This is a genomic window from Pseudomonas sp. CHM02 (genome assembly GCF_000612585.1).
Lineage (GTDB): Bacteria > Pseudomonadota > Gammaproteobacteria > Pseudomonadales > Pseudomonadaceae > Aquipseudomonas.
Genome location: NZ_JFCA01000007.1, coordinates 104,967 through 123,459, shown reverse-complemented (window position 1 = coordinate 123,459; position 18,493 = coordinate 104,967). Strand labels below are relative to the sequence as shown.

Below are 18,493 nucleotides of genomic sequence, written 5' to 3'. Positions count from 1 at the left end.
ACGCGTGACGCAGCGGGAAAGCCACTGTCCGACCTCACGTCACCAACGGTGCAAGGCTGATCCGCTTGCCAGGTTTATGACCTCCACACACAGTGAGGACATGTCCTACTCAAGCTTCACCACCTTGCTCGATTGCCTACAGGTGCGTCAGAGTCCGCCGGCTTGTGCGCTTGAGTGGGCATCTCTAAGGTGGCTCGGTCGCTGAAAACTCAGTGATCGGGTTTAGCAGCCCGAGGCCAATTCCAGCAGTGCAGGGGGCCGATTTATTTATCTTTAAATCAGGGCTCCCTTCATTTTCTCTGCCGCCACTCCCCTCACCCTCGCTTCGGCAGCTTCCAATTCGGCCGAATAAAGTGGCAGGTATAGCCATTGGGAATCCGCTCCAGATAATCCTGATGCTCCGGCTCCGCCTCCCAAAATGGCCCTGCCGGCTCAATCTCTGTCACCACCCGCCCCGGCCACAGCTTCGATGCATCCACATCCGCAGCCGTATCTTCCGCAACATCCCGCTGCTGCTCACTCAGGTAATAAATCGCCGACCGGTAGCTCGGCCCCAGGTCATTGCCCTGCCGGTTAGGCGTGCTCGGGTCATGTATCTGGAAAAAGAACTCCAGAATCTGCCGGTAGGTGATCACTGCCGGGTCGAACACGATTTCAATCGCTTCGGCATGGTTGCCGTGGTTGCGGTAGGTAGCGTTCGGCACGTCGCCGCCGGTGTAGCCGACGCGGGTGTGCAGTACGCCGGGGTAGCGCCGCAGCAGGTCCTGCATGCCCCAGAAGCAGCCGCCGGCGAGGATGGCGGTTTCGGTTTGGTTGGTCATGGTCTGTCCTTGCGCTCAATGGATACCGGGTAGTTATGGGGCGGCGTTGGCAAATACCAAGGGTGAATGGGGGAATACCCAGACGACCGGTTTCAGGTAATGATCCGCCACCCTGCCCGATGCGCAACACAACCGCGCACTGGAAATGGTTGCCTGGTACCCCACCACCACTACCGCCAAACCAAAGCGGATCGCCGACAACGCGGTGCTGGAGATCGCCGATAGGGTCCGGCGCCTGCCAAAAGCATCGACGCAGTCTGTGGAAATCAGCGATGCCACGCACTTCAGTTTTATGTCGATCTGCAAGCCCGGCGGCATGGCGTTACTTCTTCGAGCTGCATGCTCAAGGTCGAAGGCCGGCCATAACCGACCATGGCGGTGGAATCGCCCACCAGGATGAAGTCGACCAAGGGGTCGATCAGCCTGGCGATGGCGCTGGAGTAGGCCGTCAGGGAGACGATCTTCTGCTGACCCTTCATGGCCACCAGTTGCGGGACGGTCATGCGCTTGGTGCGGGTGTGGATGCTCATCAGTGTCTTCCGTTATGCGCTGGAGGACCCGGTTATTGGTGAGAGCAACGGCGATTCAATGCACAGATCGGCGCTAAAAAGCGACCCAGGGAACGGCGTCGGATTTTAAGCTGGTATCATCCCGAGCCTGAACAACCCGGGTAGAACCACATGAACCGCCAGAAAAAACTGCAGCAGCTCTTCAAGGCCAAAGCCAAAAAGGCCAGCGCCAAATTGGCGCCGAAGAAAAAGGATACGTACATCAGCAAGGCCGATCGGGAAAAGCTGGCGGCTGAAGCAGCTCAGGCGCCCAGCCTTCCCCCTGAAAGCTGATTCAGCAACCGCTCAGCGCCACCTGCGGCCGCTCGCCCGCAAAGAAAAACGGTCGCAGACGCACGCCGACGCTGTTGCCGATAAACGCCGCCACCAGCCATACCCAGCCATGCAGGCTGCCCGAGGCGATGCCGCTGAAGTACGCGCCGATGTTGCAGCCATAGGCCAGGCGCGAACCGTAGCCGAGCAACAGGCCGCCGATCACCGCGGCCACCAGCGAGCGAGCCGGGATTTTCAGGCTCGGGGCGAACCGTCCGGCCAGGCCGGCAGCCAACAGCGCACCGAGGACGATGCCGATGTCCATCACGCTGGTGATGTCTTCCCACACCGGCGCAGCCAGGGCCTTGGCATTGCCCGGCATCTGCCAGAACGCCCAGCTGGCCACGTCAACACCCAGGCCGCTCGCCACTTTGGCGCCCCACAAGGCGAACGCTGACGTAATGCCCCATGGCCGCCCTGCCAATGCCAGGGTGGCGTAGTTGAGCAGGGCCAGGCCGATGGCGCCCCATACCAATGGCCATGGCCCACGCAGGAAGCGGCGCACGCCTTGGTGTTCGCTTTTCACGCCCTCTTCCAGCTGACCATGACGGGCCTTCTCCAGGCGTACCGTCACCACCGCAATGATCGCGAATGCCGCCAGGCTCAAGCCCAGCGCCGGCACCACGCCAAAACGCTTGACGATGGACACTGCCGGGAAGGCCGGCAATGCAAACCACCAGTCGACATGGTGCGTGGCAATCAACGAACCGCAGATAAAGAACAACAGCGTGACCAGCATGCGCGCATTCCCGCCGCCCACGGTGAACAGCGTGCCCGACGCACAACCGCCGCCCAGTTGCATGCCGATCCCGAAAATAAACGCCCCGAACACCACCGACACCCCGGCCGGCGCCACCAGCCCGACCACTGGCTGCCCGAACAACGTGCCCGCCCCCAACGCCGGGAAGAACAGCAGCACCGCCACGGCCAGCATCACCATCTGCGCCCGCAGGCCGGCGCCACGCCGATCGTTGATGAACACCCGCCAGGCTGACGTGAACCCGAAGGCGGCGTGATAAAGGGTCAAGCCCAGTGCCGCGCCGACCACCAGTAACAGCACCTGGCGCGCGCCGACACTGTTTTGCAGGAACAGGGCGCCAAGCACCAGGATGATAAAGGCCACCAGCGGCGCGACAGGCTTGCGCGCGGGGGTGAGAGGAAGAGAGGTGCTCATGGGGTATCTCGGGTTTGAATGGGTTGATTGCGAGGGGGCGAGTATAACCCCGTGGGAGCTGTCGAGCTTTAGCGAGGCTGCGATGGCGGTGTGTCGGGCAAAGAATATGTCGGCAATGCCGACGCCTTCGTAGCCTCGCTGGGGCTCGACAACTCCCACATTGGATCTTTATTGCTGTCGGGTACTGCTTCCGTCGCAATGGCGCTGTGAACCGAAAACCCAACAGACTCCGCCGGTCTCCTGTGGGAGCTGTCGAGCTTTAGCGAGGCTGCGAAGGCGGTGGGTCGAGCAAAGAATATGTCGGCAATGCCGCCTTCGTAGCCTCGCTGGGGCTCGACAACTCCCCCATTGATGTTCACTGTGGTTGTGGACGGCACTCGCCGCACACTGTTGCCAGGTCATCTTCCAATCGTCCTGGCCTGTTTGAGGAGTCACGAACACCGCCATGAGTTTCCTCGGCACCTTCCGCTCCCTGCGCAGCCCCAATTACCGCATCTGGGCCGCCGGTGCGCTGGTTTCCAATATCGGCACCTGGATGCAACGCACCGCCCAGGACTGGCTGGTACTCACTCAGCTCACCCCGCACAACGCTGCCGCTGTCGGCATCGTCATGTCGTTGCAGTTCGGGCCGCAATTGCTGTTGCTGCCGTGGACCGGTTTTGCCGCCGACCACTACGACCAGCGCAAGCTGTTGATCGTGACCCAGGCGGTCATGGGCCTGCTGGCGCTGACGCTGGGGGTATTTACCATCACCGGGTTTGTCGAGCTGTGGCACGTGTATGTGTTTGCCTTCCTGTCCGGCTGCGCCTCGGCGTTCGATGCGCCGGTGCGGCAGATTTTCGTCGCGGAGCTGGTGGGTGAGAAGGACTTGTCCAACGCTATCGCACTCAACTCCACGTCGTTCAATATGGCGCGCATGATCGGCCCGGCGGTGGCCGGCCTGACCATCGCGTCGGTGGGCACCGGCTGGGCATTCCTGCTCAATGGCAGCAGTTTTTTTGCGGTGCTGGCTTCGCTGTTTTTCCTGCGGGTGTCCGGGCAGCACGCCAAGGTCCGTGCCCTGCGCACCAAGGGCAGCCTCACAGAGGGCTTGCGCTATGTGTGGGCACGACCGGACTTGAAGGCGATCCTGCTGATGCTGTTCCTGATCGGCACCTTCGGCATGAACTTCCCGATTTTCATCTCGACCATGGCGGTCCGCGTGTTCGAGACCGATGCGCGTGGCTATGGCCTGCTGTCCTCGACGTTGGCCATCGGCACCATCGCCGGCGCGCTGATCGCTGCTGGCCGTGAACGGCCACAGTTCAAGTCGCTGCTCAACGGCGCGGCGATCTTCGGGATTGGCTGCACGTTGGCAGCCCTGGCGCCGAACTACTGGTTGTTCGCCGTGGCGCTAGTGATCATCGGCGTGGGCGCCATGACCTTCAGCAACACAACCAACAGCCTGATGCAGCTCACCACCGAACCGGCGATGCGCGGCCGGGTGATCGCCCTGCGCGTCGGCGTGGCCCTGGGTGGTACACCGATCGGTGCGCCCATCGTCGGTTGGGTGGCCGACCACCTCGGCCCACGCTGGGCGCTGGTGGTCGGCGCAGTGTCGGGCATCCTTGCCGTAGGGGTGGCGCTCTACACCCTCAAGCGCCAGCTGGATCGACCCGCGTCGATCACGTCCGCCCCACCGACCCCGAAACCGGAAGATTCCCCAACAGCTTGAGCCCGGTGCTCTTCACAAAGGTGTCGTAGTCCATCGGCTTCTGGATCCGCGTCTCGGCGTTGGGCAACACATACGCCCAGGCGCGCTGGCTTGAGGCGTCGTACACCAGCTTGAACAGGCGCGTCGGCACCCAGACCTTGTTATCGCCGATCGTGCCGTAGCCCGCGTCGAACAGCGGGCCGGTGAACACATACACATCGCCACCGGCGCGCTTGGCAAACTTGCGCACGTCGGCCTCGACCTTGCTCCAGATCTTGCGGTTGTTGGTGGGGTCTTGCGGCACCATGTTCGACAGCGCGAAGGACTGGGCCATGGCGTGGGCGTTCGGCGCGTCGGCGGCCGGGGCCTGATGGCCGCGGTCCACGGCCGGGTGCTGGCTGCGGTAGTCGCTCAGCTCAGCGCGCCCGGCCTTGGGGATGCGCGGGTCGGGGTAGAACTGGTTGGTGCGCTCTTCGCCTTTGGCATCCTTCAACTGGGCGGCGTTCAGGCGTTCGACCACCACCAGTGGCGTCTTGCTGGTTTGCGAGTACAGCACCGCAAAGGTGTCGGAACACAGCGCCAGGGGTTTCATCGACGCTGGGACGGTGGCCGTGTTGATCGGGGTGGTGGCGGGAAAGAGTTGGGCGCAACCGTCAAACGAACTGCGTTGCTGCGTGGGCGTATAGGGATTGGCCAGGCTGCGTGCGTCTACAGCGGTGGAAAGCAAAACAAGGGCCGACAGCCCGACTGCAATGTTGCGTAGGTACATGCGTTAGATCTTATGGTGAGGGTAAAACGGACGACAGGTTCCGAGACACAGAACCGACAGACGCACGACCACAGTCGGCCGTGCGGGGCTTATGGACCCTCATAAGTCAATTTGGTGCCGCGGGGTTCCCCGTTACACCGACAACGGCAACATCACCACAAATTCGCTGCCCTTGCCGTGCCCTTCGCTCGTCGCCGTTACGGTGCCGCCGTGGGCTTCGACCAGTTCGCGCACCACGGTCAAGCCGATGCCCAGGCCCGCGCTGTTGAAACCAATGGCGTGTGCGTCCTGCACATAAGGATCAAAAATGAACGGCAATGCCTTGGCAGTCACACCGATGCCGTTGTCGGCGATGCTGATCCTCAACTGCCCGGCCCCTACGCTCACCACCATCGAAATGGTGCCACCGGCCTGGGTGTACTTGGCCGCGTTGCCCAGCAAGTTGTGCAGGATCTGCGCGAGTCGCACGGGGTCGCCGCTCATGGTCAGGATGGCGTCCGGAAGCGTCACATCGAATTGCTGCTTTCGCGAGATCATCACCGGGCTGCAGGCGTCGACAGCGGCATTCAGGATGCGCAGCATGTCCACCTCGCAACGGTGGATACGCAGTTTTCCAGTGCTGGCGCGCGAGACATCCAGCAAGTCGTCGACCAGTTGGGAAATATGCTGGACCTGGCCTTCGATCAACTCCCGCATGCGCGGCAGTTGGTCGCTGGGTAGCCTGACCATGCGCTCGGCAATCAGGCTGATCGGCGTCAGTGGGTTGCGCAGTTCATGGGCAACCATCGCCAGAATGCCTTTCTGCTGGCCCAACGCACGTTCGGCAGTGGCTTGAAGGTCCTGGGCGCTGAGTGCGGCGATCACCAGCTGCGCATTCGCCTCGCGCAGTTGCTGGAACAGCTGCTGCTCCTCGACCTGAGGCGCCGCGACCGCATCGGACTGCGCCAGGAGTATCGCCAGCACCAACTGCTGGTTGGCCTCGATCAGTTGCTCGACGTGCTGGGAATCCTCCAATCGGGTGTTGGCGTCATTCAATTGTTGCTCCAGCGCGGCCAATACCGCACGGGCTTCAACCGTTTTCTGGCCGAGCAGGAACAATTCATGGGCGGCATTGGCCACCTCACGCTCGTCCCCGCCGGTGCCTTTACTCATGAGTCAGCTCAAACATTTTCGGCTCCTGTGCGCTCGCGGGTTGGCCGCCCACCGAGGAGCCCTTCCTGGTCAGCGAGCATCTCGCCGATCTGCAGGCCATCATCGTTGATATGGTATTGGCGCAGCTCATCGCAATGGGCGCTGGCGCGCACCTTGACCACGGCCATGATGCGCAACAGGCGGCTGCGTACTTCGATATAGCGCTGCACGATGATCGCATCCGTCAGGAACGCGGTGCCGTAGGGGCTGAAGCGCAGGTCGGTGTAACGGTCTTCGAGTTCCGAGGTCATCAACACGCTGACTCCGGCGCGGGTCAACGCGGTAACCATGCGTGACAGCGACTCACGGAAGTCCGCGCGAAAGGTCGGTGCCAGGGCCAGCTCAAAGCCCGACAGCGAATCGATGACCACCCGCGTGGCGTTCAAGCGGCTGATTTCGCTGAGCAGCAGCTGGACAATTTCGTCGATCGACAAGTCCGGCGCCCGGCTGTCCACCAGCCCGACCTTGCCGCTGTGAATCAGGTCGGCCAGCACGGCGTTCTGCGAGCGGTTGGGGCGTTGCTCGAACACTGCGATAACACCGGTTTCGCCATTGCGCGCGCCCTCGGCCAGGAAGGTCGCCGCGAGGATGCTTTTGCCCGATCCTGAGGGCCCCGCCACCAGCAGCGAATAGCCCCGCGGCAGGCCGCCACCGAGCATGTCGTCGAGGCGCGGCACACCCATTTTCAGGCGTTGCACAGGCGACGTCATCGGCACCTCGACCGGGTTGAGCGGAGCCGGTGCGAAGACCTTGATACCCGAACTGGCAATACGGAAGGTGTGCAGTCCCGGCAACGTCGGTTGGCCGCGCATCTTCATGATTTCCATCTTGCGCACCATCGAATTGCGCTCGACGCTCTGGCGCAACCAGATCAGTCCATCGGCCACGGTGAAAATCGGGTTGGTGTCGGTTTCGGTAAAATACTCCCCAATCAGGAAGGTGGTCGCATGCCAGGTGGTCATCAACATGCCCAGCTGTTGAACGAACTGGGGCAGGTTGTTGTTGGGGTTGTGCTGGGTCTGGCTGGCGAGCACCACCGACCGGAAGGAATCGACAAACACCAGCGACGGCGAGTGTGCCTCCACTTCACTGACAATCCGGCGCAGCACTTCGTCCAGGTCCCCGGCCAGGGTGTCGTCGGCCAGGTTGATGTAGCGAATCGACTGGTTGATCGCTTCGTTGTCGAAAAAGTCGAATTGCTGCTGATAACGCAGCATCTTCAGTGGCGGCTCGCCCAGCACGGTGAAAAACAGCGCGGGGCGTTCGGGTGTCGCCAGGGCAAACATCATCTGATGCGCCAATGTGGTCTTGCCACAGCCAGGCGGGCCGGCGATCAGGTTGAACGAAAACTCCGGCAATCCTCCGCCCAGCACCTCGTCCAGCCCTGGCACACCGGTAGCCAGGCGGTTGATAGTTACTTTGGTGCTCATGGCGAATTTTCCTGCGAAGGGGTGTCGCTCAAAGAAGGTTCCCACACGTCGCGCAATAAACGGGCGGTCAGCGAAGGCCCGATCAACGTGGTGAGCAAGGTGTAAAAGGTGGTCAGCAGCACTTCGCCGAACAACAACGCATCGCCTTTGGTTTGCTCAAGCAATATGGCCTTGAGCCCGGCCCGATCCGCCGCGGCCTGCAGGCGGTCATGCAGACCGGCCAGCCGCGCCTCGTTCGAGGTGCTGAGGTGCAGGCTGCGGCGCAACAGCGCGACACAGCCTTGCTGCCCGATGATGGGGGTGAGTGCTGCGTCCATGTCCTGCAATATCGACATGATCGCCTCGGCGATGCCTGCAATATCAGCGGTGGAACCAGCACGGTGCGCCAGAGACGCTACGATCTGGCGGCTCTCTTCGCTTTGCGTGGACATGAAGGGCTAATATCCGATGAATTGAGACCCAGCGTACACCCAATAGCGCCCGCCCGAGGATTTAATGGCCCGCTATTGCGGCCCCCGTCCGTCGTCCGTGCTTGAAACCATGGGCACTGGCGCTCCAGGCAATCGCCAACGACACGCCGATCAACAGCAGCATCGCCCATGGAAACGACGCCACGCCCCAGGTCTCCAGCAGTACCCCGCCGACCACGCCACTGCCGGCAATCGCGCTGTTCCAGGCCACCACATTCAGCGACAGCGCCATGTCCGCGCCATCCCCCGCGGCATCGGCCAGGGCGGTTTGCAGCAAGGTTGCGGCACCGCCGAAGCTCAGGCCCCATACCGCCACGCCGAGGTAGATCACCTCCACCACGCTGCCGAACAAGCCCAATACCAACGAGACGGCCCCAAACACTGCCAGACTGGTGAGGACCGTGACGCGCAACAGAGGCTCCACCAACCTGGCGGTGATCCAGATCCCCGCCAACGCAGCGATCCCGAAAACCAACAGCACCAGGTCGACCCGTTCCGCCAAGCCGGCAGGCGTCACGAACGGTGCGATGTAGGTGTAGAGAATGTTGTGCGCCAGCATCCAACTGATCACTACCGCGAGTACCGGCCGCACACCCGGCGTGGTCAGCACCTTGCCCAGCGACACGCGTTGATGCGCGGGCTGGGGCGCGTAGTCCGGGACTTTCACCAGCACCCACGCAATCAGCACCAGGCTCACGGCCGACATCAAGCCAAAGGTGGTGCCCCACCCCACCAGCCCGCCCAGCCAGGTGCCCAGCGGCACACCCAACGACAACGCAATCGGCGTGCCGACCATCGCCAACGCCAGCGCCTTGCCCTGTTGATGCGGCGCGACCATGCGCCGGGCGTAACCGGCCAGCAGGCTCCAGGCCAACCCGGCCGCGACACCCGCAAAGAAACGCGCCACCAGGGTCACGCCATAGTGGGACGACAACGCGGTGATGGAGTTGAACAGCAGGAAGCCGACGATGGTCAGCAGCAGCACATTGCGCCGGCGCCAGCCACGGGTGGCAATGGTCATGGGAATCACTGCCAGCACCGAGCCCAGGGCATACGCGGTGACCATCTGCCCAGCCATGGATGGGGAAATCGCCAGGCCGTCGCTGATCAGCGGCAAGAGGCCGGCGGGCAGGGTTTCGGTAACGATGCAGATGAAACCGGTCATGGCCAGGGCGAGCAAGGCGCCGATGGGCAGGCGGTCGGATGACGCCGATAAGGTCAGTGAAGGTGTCATGGGCAACTCCTTGAGCAAGACTTAAATACTGATCGATACAAATGTTGCAGCCAGGCACGCCGCGTTGTCAACGACTTATGTATCGACTAGTATTTATCTCACTTACCCACCGGAGATCAGACATGGCACAAATGGGCCGCCCCCGTACCTTCGACCGCGAACACGCGGTGGAACAGGCCATGCACCTGTTCTGGCAGCACGGCTATGACGCCACGTCCCTCGCCCAGCTCAAGGCCGGCTTGGGGGGCGGGATCTCCGCGCCGAGTTTCTACGCAGCCTTCGGCTCCAAAGAGGCGCTGTTCGATGAATGCGTGCAGCGCTACCTGGCGACCTACGCCCAGGTCACCGAGTGCCTGTGGGACGAAAGCTTGTTACCGCGCCAGGCGGTTGAAACCGCACTGCGCCAATCCGCGCGCATGCAGTGTGAAGACGGGCACCCCAAGGGCTGTATGGTCGCATTGGGCGTGATGAGTGCGCCGAGCCCGGAGAATGCGCGAGTGGCGGGCGGGCTGACACAGTCGCGGCTGCGCACGCGGGCCGGGATTGTGGCCTGTGTGGAGCGTGCGACCAGCACGGGGCAGTTGCCGGAGGCGATCAACGCCACGGCAATGGCCGCGGTGTTTGACAGCTTCTTGCAGGGTGTTTCGATATTGGCGCGCGATGGCGTCCCCCATGCAACCCTCGACGCGGCGATCAGCCAGCTCCTGCTGACCTGGGACCTTGCCGCCTCCATCGCGGCTCCTGTGGCCCGGGAGGCTAGGCGTCCCGGCACTGCATCAGAAAACCCACAAACGCCCGCACCCGATGCGGTACATAACGCCCATGGGGATACAGCAAGGTAAACGGTCGCGAACGGCCGCCATAAGGCTGCAAAACCTCCACCAGGCTGCCATCGGCCAGTTCCCGCTCGACGATAAACTTGTAGGTCTGAAACAGCCGCGCGCCGTGCCTGGCCAGGGGCACGCCGCCCAGTACAAGTTCGATACTGCCCAGCTGCAGATCTTCGAAATGGCGCTTCACAGGGGAGTGACACCGGGTATTCGCCCAGGGCTGCAAAACTATCGCAAGCCCCGCAGATTGGCCAACAGCGCTTCACTCAGGGCATGGGGTTCACCGCCAAACAAGCGCTGCAATGGCGCGCCCGCCTCCAGATGCCGGTACAACCCACTGCGCTCGGCAAAATCCCCTGCCAGCCGCACTGCCGCCTGCACGTATGCTTCATGCGTGCGCGCGACGGTCCAGTCCGGCAACTCCACTCGCCGAAACAAGCCTTCATCAATGTGCTCGAACACCTGCGGTCCGGTCTTGCACACGCCCGGCAGCCCTACCGTGAAGGCATCGATGATGCCGTTGGTGTTGCCGAACGGAAACGGGCTGAGGAACAGGTCGCAACGGTTAAGCGTGGCCATGTAGTCGGCGTAAGGCTGGTGCGGATACACCGTCGCATCGCCCACGTAGCGCTCGATCAAGCGCACCAGTTGCGGGAACAGCAGCCCTTGCGCCTGCCCCACCAGGAAGTGAAAACGCACGCGCTTGCCGTGGAGGTGCAAGGTGCGCACGGCGATCGCCTGGCAGGCGCGCAGGAAGGTGGGGTTGAGTTTCATCGTGGTGGCGGCGATGGCGATGTTGACCCAGGCGTGGTCTTCGCGCGCGACTCTCGGCAGGTCGATGGGAATGGCGGACGGCCGATACGGTTGACCATTGGCGGGCAATTGCAGCAGGCGCTCGGTAAAGCAATCGGGGTCGCCGACGAAATCCTCTTCCACGCTGATCAGGTCGATATGCCGCGACGCCGTGGTCGCCGGGTGCCCAAGGGCCGCCACCTGCAACGGCGCAAAGCGCAGGTTGCTGGCAAACAGGGTGATCTGGAACATGCCGACGCTGGGCATATAGAACACCTCGGGCCGGCGTGCGCTGGCGAGTGCCGAGATCTGCCGCAGGCAGGCAAACAGGTCGTCCGGCTCGGACAGCGCGATGAATTCATCAAACACTTCGCGTCCCAAGGCATCCACATTCGCCGCGTACCCCACGGCCACCACCTGGAAATCCCGACGCGCCGCCTGCAACGTCAGCGAATGCGTGCGGTAGATCGAGTGTCCACCGGAGAACCACTCCAGCAGCACCAGCATCAGTGGCTTGTCGCGAACCGGCGCCGCAGCGGGCGGCACGCTGGCGATGCCTGCGCTGGCGAGCTTGCGTTCGATCAACGTATTGATCGACGCCTTGATGCGGTGGCGCTCGGGCAGGTCGGCGTAACTGCAATGCATGTACACGTCGTGCAGCACGTTCAGCGGCAACGCGTCCAGGCTGTCCAATTGTTCCAGGCGGCCCGGCAACCAGGCCAGCAGCGCCTCGCGCTTGGAATGCGCCGCCGGGGTGCCGAGAAACCGTGGCGACATCAACGCCATGAACAACGCCGCGGCGAGGGTCGGGTTGTGAGCCCACAACAGGTCGACGTCCAGCGGCAGTTGGGATTCCGGCGAATACAGCAGGCAGAATTTCACCAGGTCCTGTTCGGTGATGCGGTAGTCGCTGCCCCCCGGCCCGAGCAGGTTGAGCGAGCGCAGGATGTGGTCGCAGTTGATAAAGGCGCTGGCGGCAAACAGTGACGACAGCCAGCGTTGCAGGTTGATCAACTGGCCAAAACCGCCAGGGCTGATGCTGAACGTCGGGTCGGAAAACAGCGCGGTGATCGCGCAGGTCAGCCGCGTGAGTACATGGCTTTCCAGCTCCCCTGGTGTGATCGCAGGCGACACACTCAGGGAAAACTGCTCGGACAATTTGCCGTAGTTGCAGTCGATCAGTTGCAGCAGGCGCACCAGCTCGCGGGCGCCGCCTTCATGGTCGCGGGTGTAGCAAAGGTATTCGAAGGCCTCCAGGGAAAACAGCTGATCGGTCATAGCGGCCGCACCACGTCGATCTGCACTTCATCGGAGGTTGTGGGTTTGAGCACCTGGCTCCAGGTTCCGCCAACCATCTGGCTCTGGTGGTATTGGCGGGTCGGCTCGCTGGTGGCCTCCAGCAAGCCACTGTTGATCAGCCCGCCGCGACTGATCAACACCGCCCCATTGCCAGCGGCCGTGATCGACGATGTGCCGTTGCTTTGACTGATGTAGTTGCCAGTCGGTGTATCAAGGTCCAGGCGCAAGGTGCCGTCTACCACTTGCAGGGTGTTGGTGCCGTTATCGAAGCTCAATGCGGCACCGCTGGCGCTGCGTGCGGTGACGGTCAGGTTGCCGCTGCCACCGGTCATCACCGTGTTGAAACCGCGCGCGTTGGTGGCGTTGAACGACAGCCCCGGCCCCGATCCCAGCGCCGTGCCTTGCAGGCGAATGTCGCCGCTGTTGGAGAGAATATTCACCCCATTCCGCTCCCCGGAGGCGCCACTGCGAATGCTCAGGCCCGGCGCGCTGGACGCCGCCCCGGCCGTACCGCTCAGGGACAGATTGCCATCCAGTGTGGTCAGGTTGATCACCGAGCCGGTGCCCGTGGAGTTGACCACCGTGCCGGAGTCGCCCGCGCTGCGGCCGTCGACGGCGATATTGCCACCCGCGCCTGCGCTCAGTGTCACTGCGCCCGTGGTGGAGGCCGCCAGGAACACGCCTTTCCCGGAATCGGCGGTGCCCTGGACCGTCAAGGTGCCACTGCCCACGCTCAGGGTTTGCGTCGAGGTCGCCGCCGTGGAACACACCAGCACGCCGCTGCCCGACACCGCGCTGCCACGCAGGGTGACGTTGCCGCTGCCGGTGGCGGCGAGGGTGTTGTTGGTGCTGAAGATTCGCGTGCCGTTGCCACTGCCCAGGTTGGTGCTGTCCACGCTGATGGAGCCGGCGCCCAAGGTGAGGATATTGCTGCCACCGGTCAGCACGAACGCATCGCCGCTGCCGGTACTGCTTGCCTGCACGGCGGTGATGCTGATATTGCCGCCGCCGGCATCCAGGGTGCTGCGGCTGATATTGATCGCAGTGGCCGTGGAGCCCGCAGCCAGGCTCGACGAGGTGGCGCCGCGCAAGGTGATATCGCCACCGCTGGTGCTGAGGCGCGTGCCGTTGGTCAACGAAATACCCACGCCATTGCTCACATTGGTGCTGGCCCAGGACGTCGCCGGGTCGATCGCGCCGCTGATGGTCAGGTTGCCGCCGTTGGTGCTGATGCTCGCGTTGCTCAAGGCCACCGAGCCGTTGCCGCTGTTGTTGAAGTTGGACACCAGCGAGACGTTCAGGGTCTTGCCGGTGCCATTGCTGATGCTGGTGTTGGTCATCACGATATTGCGGTGGGCCTGCAAGGTCAGGGTTGCGTTGCCGACGCCCTTGACGTTGGACAGCACGTTGATATCCCCCGAAGTGCCGGCGCCCGACGAGGTGGTCACGAGGATATTCGCGCCCTCGGACAGCGACGCATTGAGGGTCGCCGAACTCAGGTTCGAGCTGGCCCCGGCATTCGGCGTGAACGGTGAACTGGTGGACGTGCCCGTGCTGGCGCCGCTGGTGATATTGATGTTGAACGGGTCGATCAACCACGTGCCGCCCTGCCCCGACACCGCGCTGAGGTCGACGATACCGGCCACGTCCAGCGCATGGCCGGAGGTTTCCACCAACCCGCCACGCCCCTGGCTGCCGGCGCCGCGCACGCTGATGTCACCATAGAACTGGGTGCTGTCCCTGGACCACAGGATCACTTTGCCGCCGTCGCCGCTGCTCAAGGCATTCGCGCTGATGCGCGCGTCGCTGCCCATGAAAGTGCTGTCGGCCTGATGCAGGTTGCCGCTGCCCTGGTAGTCGCCGCCCATCAACACCGTACCGCCGCCGATATCGCCATCGGCGTCAATGCGACCGCGGTCGAACAGGCCGACGTACTGCCCGGTCATGGTCACGTTGCCGCCGCGCTCACCGGCCTGTTTGCCCGACACATCGAGCACGCCGCTGTTGACCACCACGCCGCTGTCGCCGCCGTCGAGGATGATGCGCCCATTGCGCTGCTGCAGGCTGCGGGCCTCGATCACGCCTTCGTTGTTCACCACGTTGCTGAGCATGGCCTGGGAATCACGGGCGGTCATGGTCACCGCGCCACCGTTGGCGCTCAGCAGGCCACGGTTGATCACGCTGGCACCGATGGCCGGGTCGTTGACCTCGACATTGATCAGGCCGTCACCGGTGAAGTCCAGGGTGATCTTTTCGCCACCGCCCAGCACCACCGAGCCCAACCGCGCGACCACCGTGCCTTCGTTGCGCACCTGGCCGCCGAGCAGGGCCACGCTGCCGCCGTCCCGTGCACTGATAGTGCCCTGGTTGACCACCGCACCGCCGCCCTGGCCGGCGAACACGTTCTTACCGGCCATGAAATCGCTGTTGGAAATGTTCAGCGAGCTGGCCACCAGCCCGCCCACATCCACCATCGAACCGGCGCCAAACAGCACGCCTTGAGGGTTGATCAAGAACACCTGGCCGTTGGCGTTCAGGTGCCCGAGGATCTGCGAACCGTCGCTACCGGTCACGCGGTTGAGCGCCACCGACGAGGCGCCGGGTTGCAGGAAATTCACCTGGGCGTTCTTGCCGATATTGAACGTGTCCCAGGTGGCGATCAGGCGGTCGCTGCCCTGGTTTACGGTGAGCACATTGCCGTTGCTGCTAATGGTGCCGCTGCCGGCAACCACCTGGCCATTGGTGGGCAACGCGTTGTTGTCCAGGGCCAGGGCGGGCATCGGCAGCAGGCCGTAGAGGGCGCAGAGAACGGCGAAGCTCAGGGGTTTGAGTACAGGCAGCGCCGTTTGGAATGATTGTTTGCTCATGGCCCTCTCCTCAGAACGAATAGTTGATGCCAGTGCCGATGGCAGTGATGGTGGTGCCCACGCCGGGCGAGTAGCCGCTGGCCGCCGTCACGCCGGTCAAGGCGAAGTTGTAGTTGGCCAGGGACTGGTTTTTCAGCAGCACGTACTGGGAGAACAGGTCGATGTTCTTGGTCAGCTTGTAATTGAAGCCCATCGCGTATTGGGTGGCGCCCATGCCATGGGTGTCGCACTCGACCGGGGTGGCGCGGATCATCTCGCACTTGCCGGCCAGGGCCTTGCCGTAGCTGGCCTTCAAGGTCCAGGCGCCGATCTTGTGGGACGCGCCCAGCAGATAGGCGCGGCGGCGGTACTTGGACAGGTCGCTGGAGGCCGTGCTGTTGTTGATCACCCCGTCTTCGGAATACGACAAGTCATCGGCGATCACCGAGAGCTTGGTGGCACCAAAATCGTAGGCCAGGCCGTAGCGAAAGCTGAAGTCATCCGACGAAGTGCCGTCGGTAACGTGGGTGCTGCTGCCCAGGCCGCGGGCATTGCGCCCCAGATCGGCAATGCCGAAGTAGTTGATATGCCGCTCGGCCGCGACCACGGCCGTGAAGCCGCCGTTGTTGTAGGTCAGGCTGCTGCCGTAGACATAGCCTTTGTCCACGTCACTGGCGGCGCGCATGCCGTTGTTCGAATAGGCCAGCTTGAGTTGCAGGCCGTTCCACACCGGCGTCCAGTACTCCACCACGCCGGCCTGGCGCCGGTTGAACGCGGCATCGCCGTTGACGGCGGTGTCGTTGTAGCTTTGCGGGCCGTTGACGTTGGTCGACAACCCGGCACTGAAACCAGGCGAACCGATGATATTGAAGTACGCGGCGCTGGTCTTGCCGTTGAACGGGTCCAGGGTCGTGGTGGCTTCTTTCATCGGCATGTCCCACACGCCATACAGCAGCGTGCCGTAGTCGGTGTTGTTGAACGCCGCCCCGGTGTTGCGCAACTTGGTGCTGGGCGATGCCGATGTGTTCAGCGTTTTGTCGTTGCTCTCGATGTAGTTCATCGAGATGCCGTATTCGAGTTGCCACAGCAGTTTCCAGTCGTCGCTCAGGCCGTAGCCGCCGTGTACACCAATCGCCGAGACGTTGTCGCGGGCCCGCCAGAAACTGGCCATGTTGCGCCCATTGGGCGTGGCCAGGCGGCTTTGGTCGGCGGGCGCTGCAGCGGTTGCGCCGTGACGATCGACGTACTCCGGGACGATGCCGATATCGCCGTAGATCACGGTATCGGTTTCGGCCACCTCGAAGTCCTCGCCCTTGGAGCCGATGTCACTGGCCAACCCGGCGAACGCCTGGGGCGAACCGGAAATGGAGAACCACAGGCGCTTGGCGGCGCGGTCATCGCTGGCGGGGTCTTCGCCGGGCGAGAACGCCAGGCTGGCGTTCATCACCAGGTCGCGGTGGTAGAGGTTCAGGCCCACACCATAGCCGTAGCGCGTCAGGGTGTTGTCGCTGTTGTCCCACGGGTTCTTGTTGACGGTGACCTTGCCCGCATCGGCAAACAGCGTGCCCTCGGCAATCGCGCCGTTGAAGCGGCCGAGGTATTTGCGCAGCTCCAGCCGACCGAGGATGCCTTCGTCGCCGGCCACCTCTCCGACGGGATACGCGCGCACACCATTGGGGCCACCCAGGCTGAGTTTTTCCGATGAATCAAGGTTCTTGTCGGCCCACTGGCCGGTCAGCGAGCCGAACAGCGAATAGCCGTTGCCCAGGTATTGCAGGCGACTGAAGTTCGCATTGGCCTTCTTGTAGCGCCCGGCCGCGTTGGCCGTCAGCGCATCGAGGGCCGCGTCGGCGGCGGTGTTTTTGTCCAGGTCGCCGATGCCGTAGGACAAGCTCCAGGCGTTGTTGCCCTGCCAGTCATCACGCCAGTTGCCGTACAGCGTGGCACTGCGGAACACCGCGGATTTGTTCACCGTGAAACCGCCCGCCGAGTCCTCGAAGCGACGGTGATCTTCAGCCAGGTTGAGGCTGATATTGCTGTCCCGCGAGCGCAGCAATGCGCTGTTGATAAACACTGAAGACACCTCGGCGGTGCCGTCCGCGTCCAGGCCCTTGAGGTTCTTGCCGATGCTGTATTCCAGCTCGGCGTAGTTGGCGCCCACCGAGATCCCCGTGGCGCCCAGCGGCTGCTGATAGCCGACGCCCTTGATGTCCAGGCCTTCGAAGGAGTTCTGCGAGGTGACGGTAAAACTCTCGCCGATGCCCAGCGCATCATTGAGGCTGACGCTGGAGGTCAGCCGGTTCGAGCCGGTGTAGTAGTTGCCGTAGTTGTCGATGGCGGCGCGGGCGGTCCAGGCGGTCATTTCGCTGAGCTTGAGCACGATATCGGCAGCGCCGGGTTGCTGCGAGGGACGCAGGACCGCATGCACGGACACCCCGGTGATGTCGGACAGGCGCAACAGCACGCGCTCCAGGTCCTGTTCGCGAATGATCGTGCCGGTCGGCAAGGCGTTGACGAATTGCTGCTGCACGCCGGGGCGCAGGCGCACATTGGCATCGGGCAAGGTGCTGACCTGGCCGATCACGCCTTCGGACACGCCGACGACAACCTGGCCATTTTGAATGTCCTGGGCCGGCAGGTAGGCCCGGGCCACCAGGTAACCCCGCGACCGGTACAGCGTCGTGACCTGCGCCGCCGCCTCGCGCAATCCATCCAGGCCGAGGGTCTTGCCCACGTAGGGTTGCAGCACGGCTTGCACCTGGCTGTCATTAAGTTCGCGATTGCCTTTCACCACGAAGCGCTTGACCTGCAGTTGCAGGGTCGAGGTGCTGGCCTTGGGGGCGGGCTCATCCCCCTGGCTTTCGATGCGCACGCTGCCGGGTGGCGCGGGCTGCACGTTGTCCGTGGGGCGCAGCACCGAGCGGCTGTTATCGAACAGGGTGCCGGACGATGGCAGCGTATCGGCCTGGGCCTGGGCGGCGATCAGGGCAACGGCCAGCAGCGACAGTGCGCCAGGCCCCCAGGCGCGCGGCGCCCGGGTGGAGGGGAAGTGTGGGCTCATAC

General features: G+C 63.3%; 13 protein-coding genes and 3 pseudogenes. 4 read left to right on the top strand and 12 right to left on the bottom strand.

Annotated features, from left to right (window positions below):
- Nucleotides 1-314 precede the first annotated feature (314 nt).
- Nucleotides 315-821 carry a peptide-methionine (S)-S-oxide reductase MsrA gene (gene msrA, locus BM70_RS0105495; RefSeq protein ID WP_025855073.1) on the bottom strand — a complete coding sequence of 169 codons (507 nt, stop codon included), beginning with the start codon at nt 819-821 and terminating at the stop codon, nt 315-317.
- Nucleotides 822-1,029: 208 nt separating this feature from the next.
- On the opposite strand from msrA, the pseudogene BM70_RS33545 reads away from it, so the two are divergent.
- A pseudogene (locus BM70_RS33545) lies at nt 1,030-1,149 on the top strand (dienelactone hydrolase); the annotation flags it as partial.
- On the opposite strand, the pseudogene BM70_RS0105490 reads toward BM70_RS33545, so the two are convergent.
- Nucleotides 1,127-1,351, bottom strand: a pseudogene (locus tag BM70_RS0105490) (3-methyl-2-oxobutanoate hydroxymethyltransferase); the annotation flags it as partial. The pseudogenes BM70_RS33545 and BM70_RS0105490 overlap by 23 nt on opposite strands.
- A gap of 150 nt (nt 1,352-1,501) precedes the next feature.
- On the opposite strand from BM70_RS0105490, the gene BM70_RS32175 reads away from it, so the two are divergent.
- Nucleotides 1,502-1,663 (top strand): DUF2986 domain-containing protein, encoded by a 162-nt coding sequence (locus tag BM70_RS32175; RefSeq protein ID WP_081782038.1) that lies wholly within the window; start codon nt 1,502-1,504, stop codon nt 1,661-1,663.
- A 1-nt stretch (nt 1,664) separates the two neighbouring features.
- On the opposite strand, the gene BM70_RS0105480 is transcribed toward BM70_RS32175, so the two are convergent.
- Nucleotides 1,665-2,876, bottom strand: coding sequence for a YeeE/YedE family protein (locus tag BM70_RS0105480; protein WP_025855071.1), 1,212 nt, complete (start codon nt 2,874-2,876; stop codon nt 1,665-1,667).
- Between the two features lie 445 nt (nt 2,877-3,321).
- Between BM70_RS0105480 and BM70_RS0105475 the strand changes: the two genes are divergently transcribed.
- Nucleotides 3,322-4,590 (top strand): MFS transporter, encoded by a 1,269-nt coding sequence (locus BM70_RS0105475; protein WP_025855070.1) that lies wholly within the window; start codon nt 3,322-3,324, stop codon nt 4,588-4,590.
- Here BM70_RS0105475 and BM70_RS0105470 read toward each other — a convergent pair.
- The 5 genes from BM70_RS0105470 to BM70_RS0105450 form a co-directional block, all read right to left on the bottom strand.
- On the bottom strand, nt 4,541-5,338 hold the full coding sequence (locus BM70_RS0105470) for a DNA/RNA non-specific endonuclease (RefSeq protein WP_025855069.1): 798 nt from the start codon (nt 5,336-5,338) through the stop codon (nt 4,541-4,543). The genes BM70_RS0105475 and BM70_RS0105470 overlap by 50 nt on opposite strands.
- A gap of 132 nt (nt 5,339-5,470) precedes the next feature.
- Nucleotides 5,471-6,490, bottom strand: coding sequence for a HAMP domain-containing sensor histidine kinase (locus tag BM70_RS0105465; protein WP_025855068.1), 1,020 nt, complete (start codon nt 6,488-6,490; stop codon nt 5,471-5,473).
- Nucleotides 6,491-6,498: 8 nt separating this feature from the next.
- Nucleotides 6,499-7,959, bottom strand: coding sequence for an ATPase domain-containing protein (locus BM70_RS0105460; RefSeq protein WP_025855067.1), 1,461 nt, complete (start codon nt 7,957-7,959; stop codon nt 6,499-6,501).
- The gene (locus tag BM70_RS0105455) at nt 7,956-8,390 is read right to left on the bottom strand and encodes a hypothetical protein (RefSeq protein ID WP_025855066.1); all 435 of its coding nucleotides are present in this window, start codon (nt 8,388-8,390) and stop codon (nt 7,956-7,958) included. Before BM70_RS0105455 ends, BM70_RS0105460 begins: the two co-directional genes overlap by 4 nt.
- Nucleotides 8,391-8,451: 61 nt before the next feature.
- Nucleotides 8,452-9,663, bottom strand: a complete 1,212-nt coding sequence (locus tag BM70_RS0105450) for an MFS transporter (protein ID WP_025855065.1) — start codon at nt 9,661-9,663, stop codon at nt 8,452-8,454.
- A 122-nt stretch (nt 9,664-9,785) separates the two neighbouring features.
- Here BM70_RS0105450 and BM70_RS0105445 point away from each other — a divergent pair, with 122 nt between their 5' ends.
- Entirely contained in the window at nt 9,786-10,505 is a 720-nt protein-coding gene (locus BM70_RS0105445) for a TetR/AcrR family transcriptional regulator (protein ID WP_025855064.1), read from the top strand.
- Here BM70_RS0105445 and BM70_RS32170 read toward each other — a convergent pair.
- From BM70_RS32170 to BM70_RS0105430, 4 genes and pseudogenes are all read right to left on the bottom strand, one after another.
- Nucleotides 10,420-10,638 (bottom strand): annotated as a pseudogene (locus BM70_RS32170) (LysR family transcriptional regulator); the annotation flags it as partial. The gene BM70_RS0105445 and the pseudogene BM70_RS32170 overlap by 86 nt on opposite strands.
- Before the next feature lie 83 nt (nt 10,639-10,721).
- Nucleotides 10,722-12,563 (bottom strand): peptide transporter, encoded by a 1,842-nt coding sequence (locus tag BM70_RS0105440; protein WP_025855063.1) that lies wholly within the window; start codon nt 12,561-12,563, stop codon nt 10,722-10,724.
- Nucleotides 12,560-15,451: an S-layer family protein gene (locus BM70_RS0105435; protein ID WP_025855062.1), complete on the bottom strand. Its 2,892-nt coding sequence runs from the start codon at nt 15,449-15,451 to the stop codon at nt 12,560-12,562. The genes BM70_RS0105440 and BM70_RS0105435 overlap by 4 nt, the downstream gene beginning before the upstream one ends.
- 10 nt (nt 15,452-15,461) lie before the next feature.
- Complete coding sequence (locus BM70_RS0105430; protein ID WP_025855061.1) at nt 15,462-18,491, bottom strand: porin; 3,030 nt, start codon at nt 18,489-18,491, stop codon at nt 15,462-15,464.
- Nucleotides 18,492-18,493: the final 2 nt, after the last annotated feature.

Excerpts from the sequence above, each read along its gene's own strand:
- msrA (WP_025855073.1), bottom strand. The coding sequence starts at position 821 with ATGACCAACCAAACCGAAACCGCCATCCTCGCCGGCGGCTGCTTCTGG.
- BM70_RS32175 (WP_081782038.1), top strand. The coding sequence starts at position 1,502 with ATGAACCGCCAGAAAAAACTGCAGCAGCTCTTCAAGGCCAAAGCCAAA.
- BM70_RS0105480 (WP_025855071.1), bottom strand. The coding sequence starts at position 2,876 with ATGAGCACCTCTCTTCCTCTCACCCCCGCGCGCAAGCCTGTCGCGCCG.
- BM70_RS0105475 (WP_025855070.1), top strand. The coding sequence starts at position 3,322 with ATGAGTTTCCTCGGCACCTTCCGCTCCCTGCGCAGCCCCAATTACCGC.
- BM70_RS0105470 (WP_025855069.1), bottom strand. The coding sequence starts at position 5,338 with ATGTACCTACGCAACATTGCAGTCGGGCTGTCGGCCCTTGTTTTGCTT.
- BM70_RS0105465 (WP_025855068.1), bottom strand. The coding sequence starts at position 6,490 with ATGAGTAAAGGCACCGGCGGGGACGAGCGTGAGGTGGCCAATGCCGCC.
- BM70_RS0105460 (WP_025855067.1), bottom strand. The coding sequence starts at position 7,959 with ATGAGCACCAAAGTAACTATCAACCGCCTGGCTACCGGTGTGCCAGGG.
- BM70_RS0105455 (WP_025855066.1), bottom strand. The coding sequence starts at position 8,390 with ATGTCCACGCAAAGCGAAGAGAGCCGCCAGATCGTAGCGTCTCTGGCG.
- BM70_RS0105450 (WP_025855065.1), bottom strand. The coding sequence starts at position 9,663 with ATGACACCTTCACTGACCTTATCGGCGTCATCCGACCGCCTGCCCATC.
- BM70_RS0105445 (WP_025855064.1), top strand. The coding sequence starts at position 9,786 with ATGGCACAAATGGGCCGCCCCCGTACCTTCGACCGCGAACACGCGGTG.
- BM70_RS0105440 (WP_025855063.1), bottom strand. The coding sequence starts at position 12,563 with ATGACCGATCAGCTGTTTTCCCTGGAGGCCTTCGAATACCTTTGCTAC.
- BM70_RS0105435 (WP_025855062.1), bottom strand. The coding sequence starts at position 15,451 with ATGAGCAAACAATCATTCCAAACGGCGCTGCCTGTACTCAAACCCCTG.
- BM70_RS0105430 (WP_025855061.1), bottom strand. The coding sequence starts at position 18,491 with ATGAGCCCACACTTCCCCTCCACCCGGGCGCCGCGCGCCTGGGGGCCT.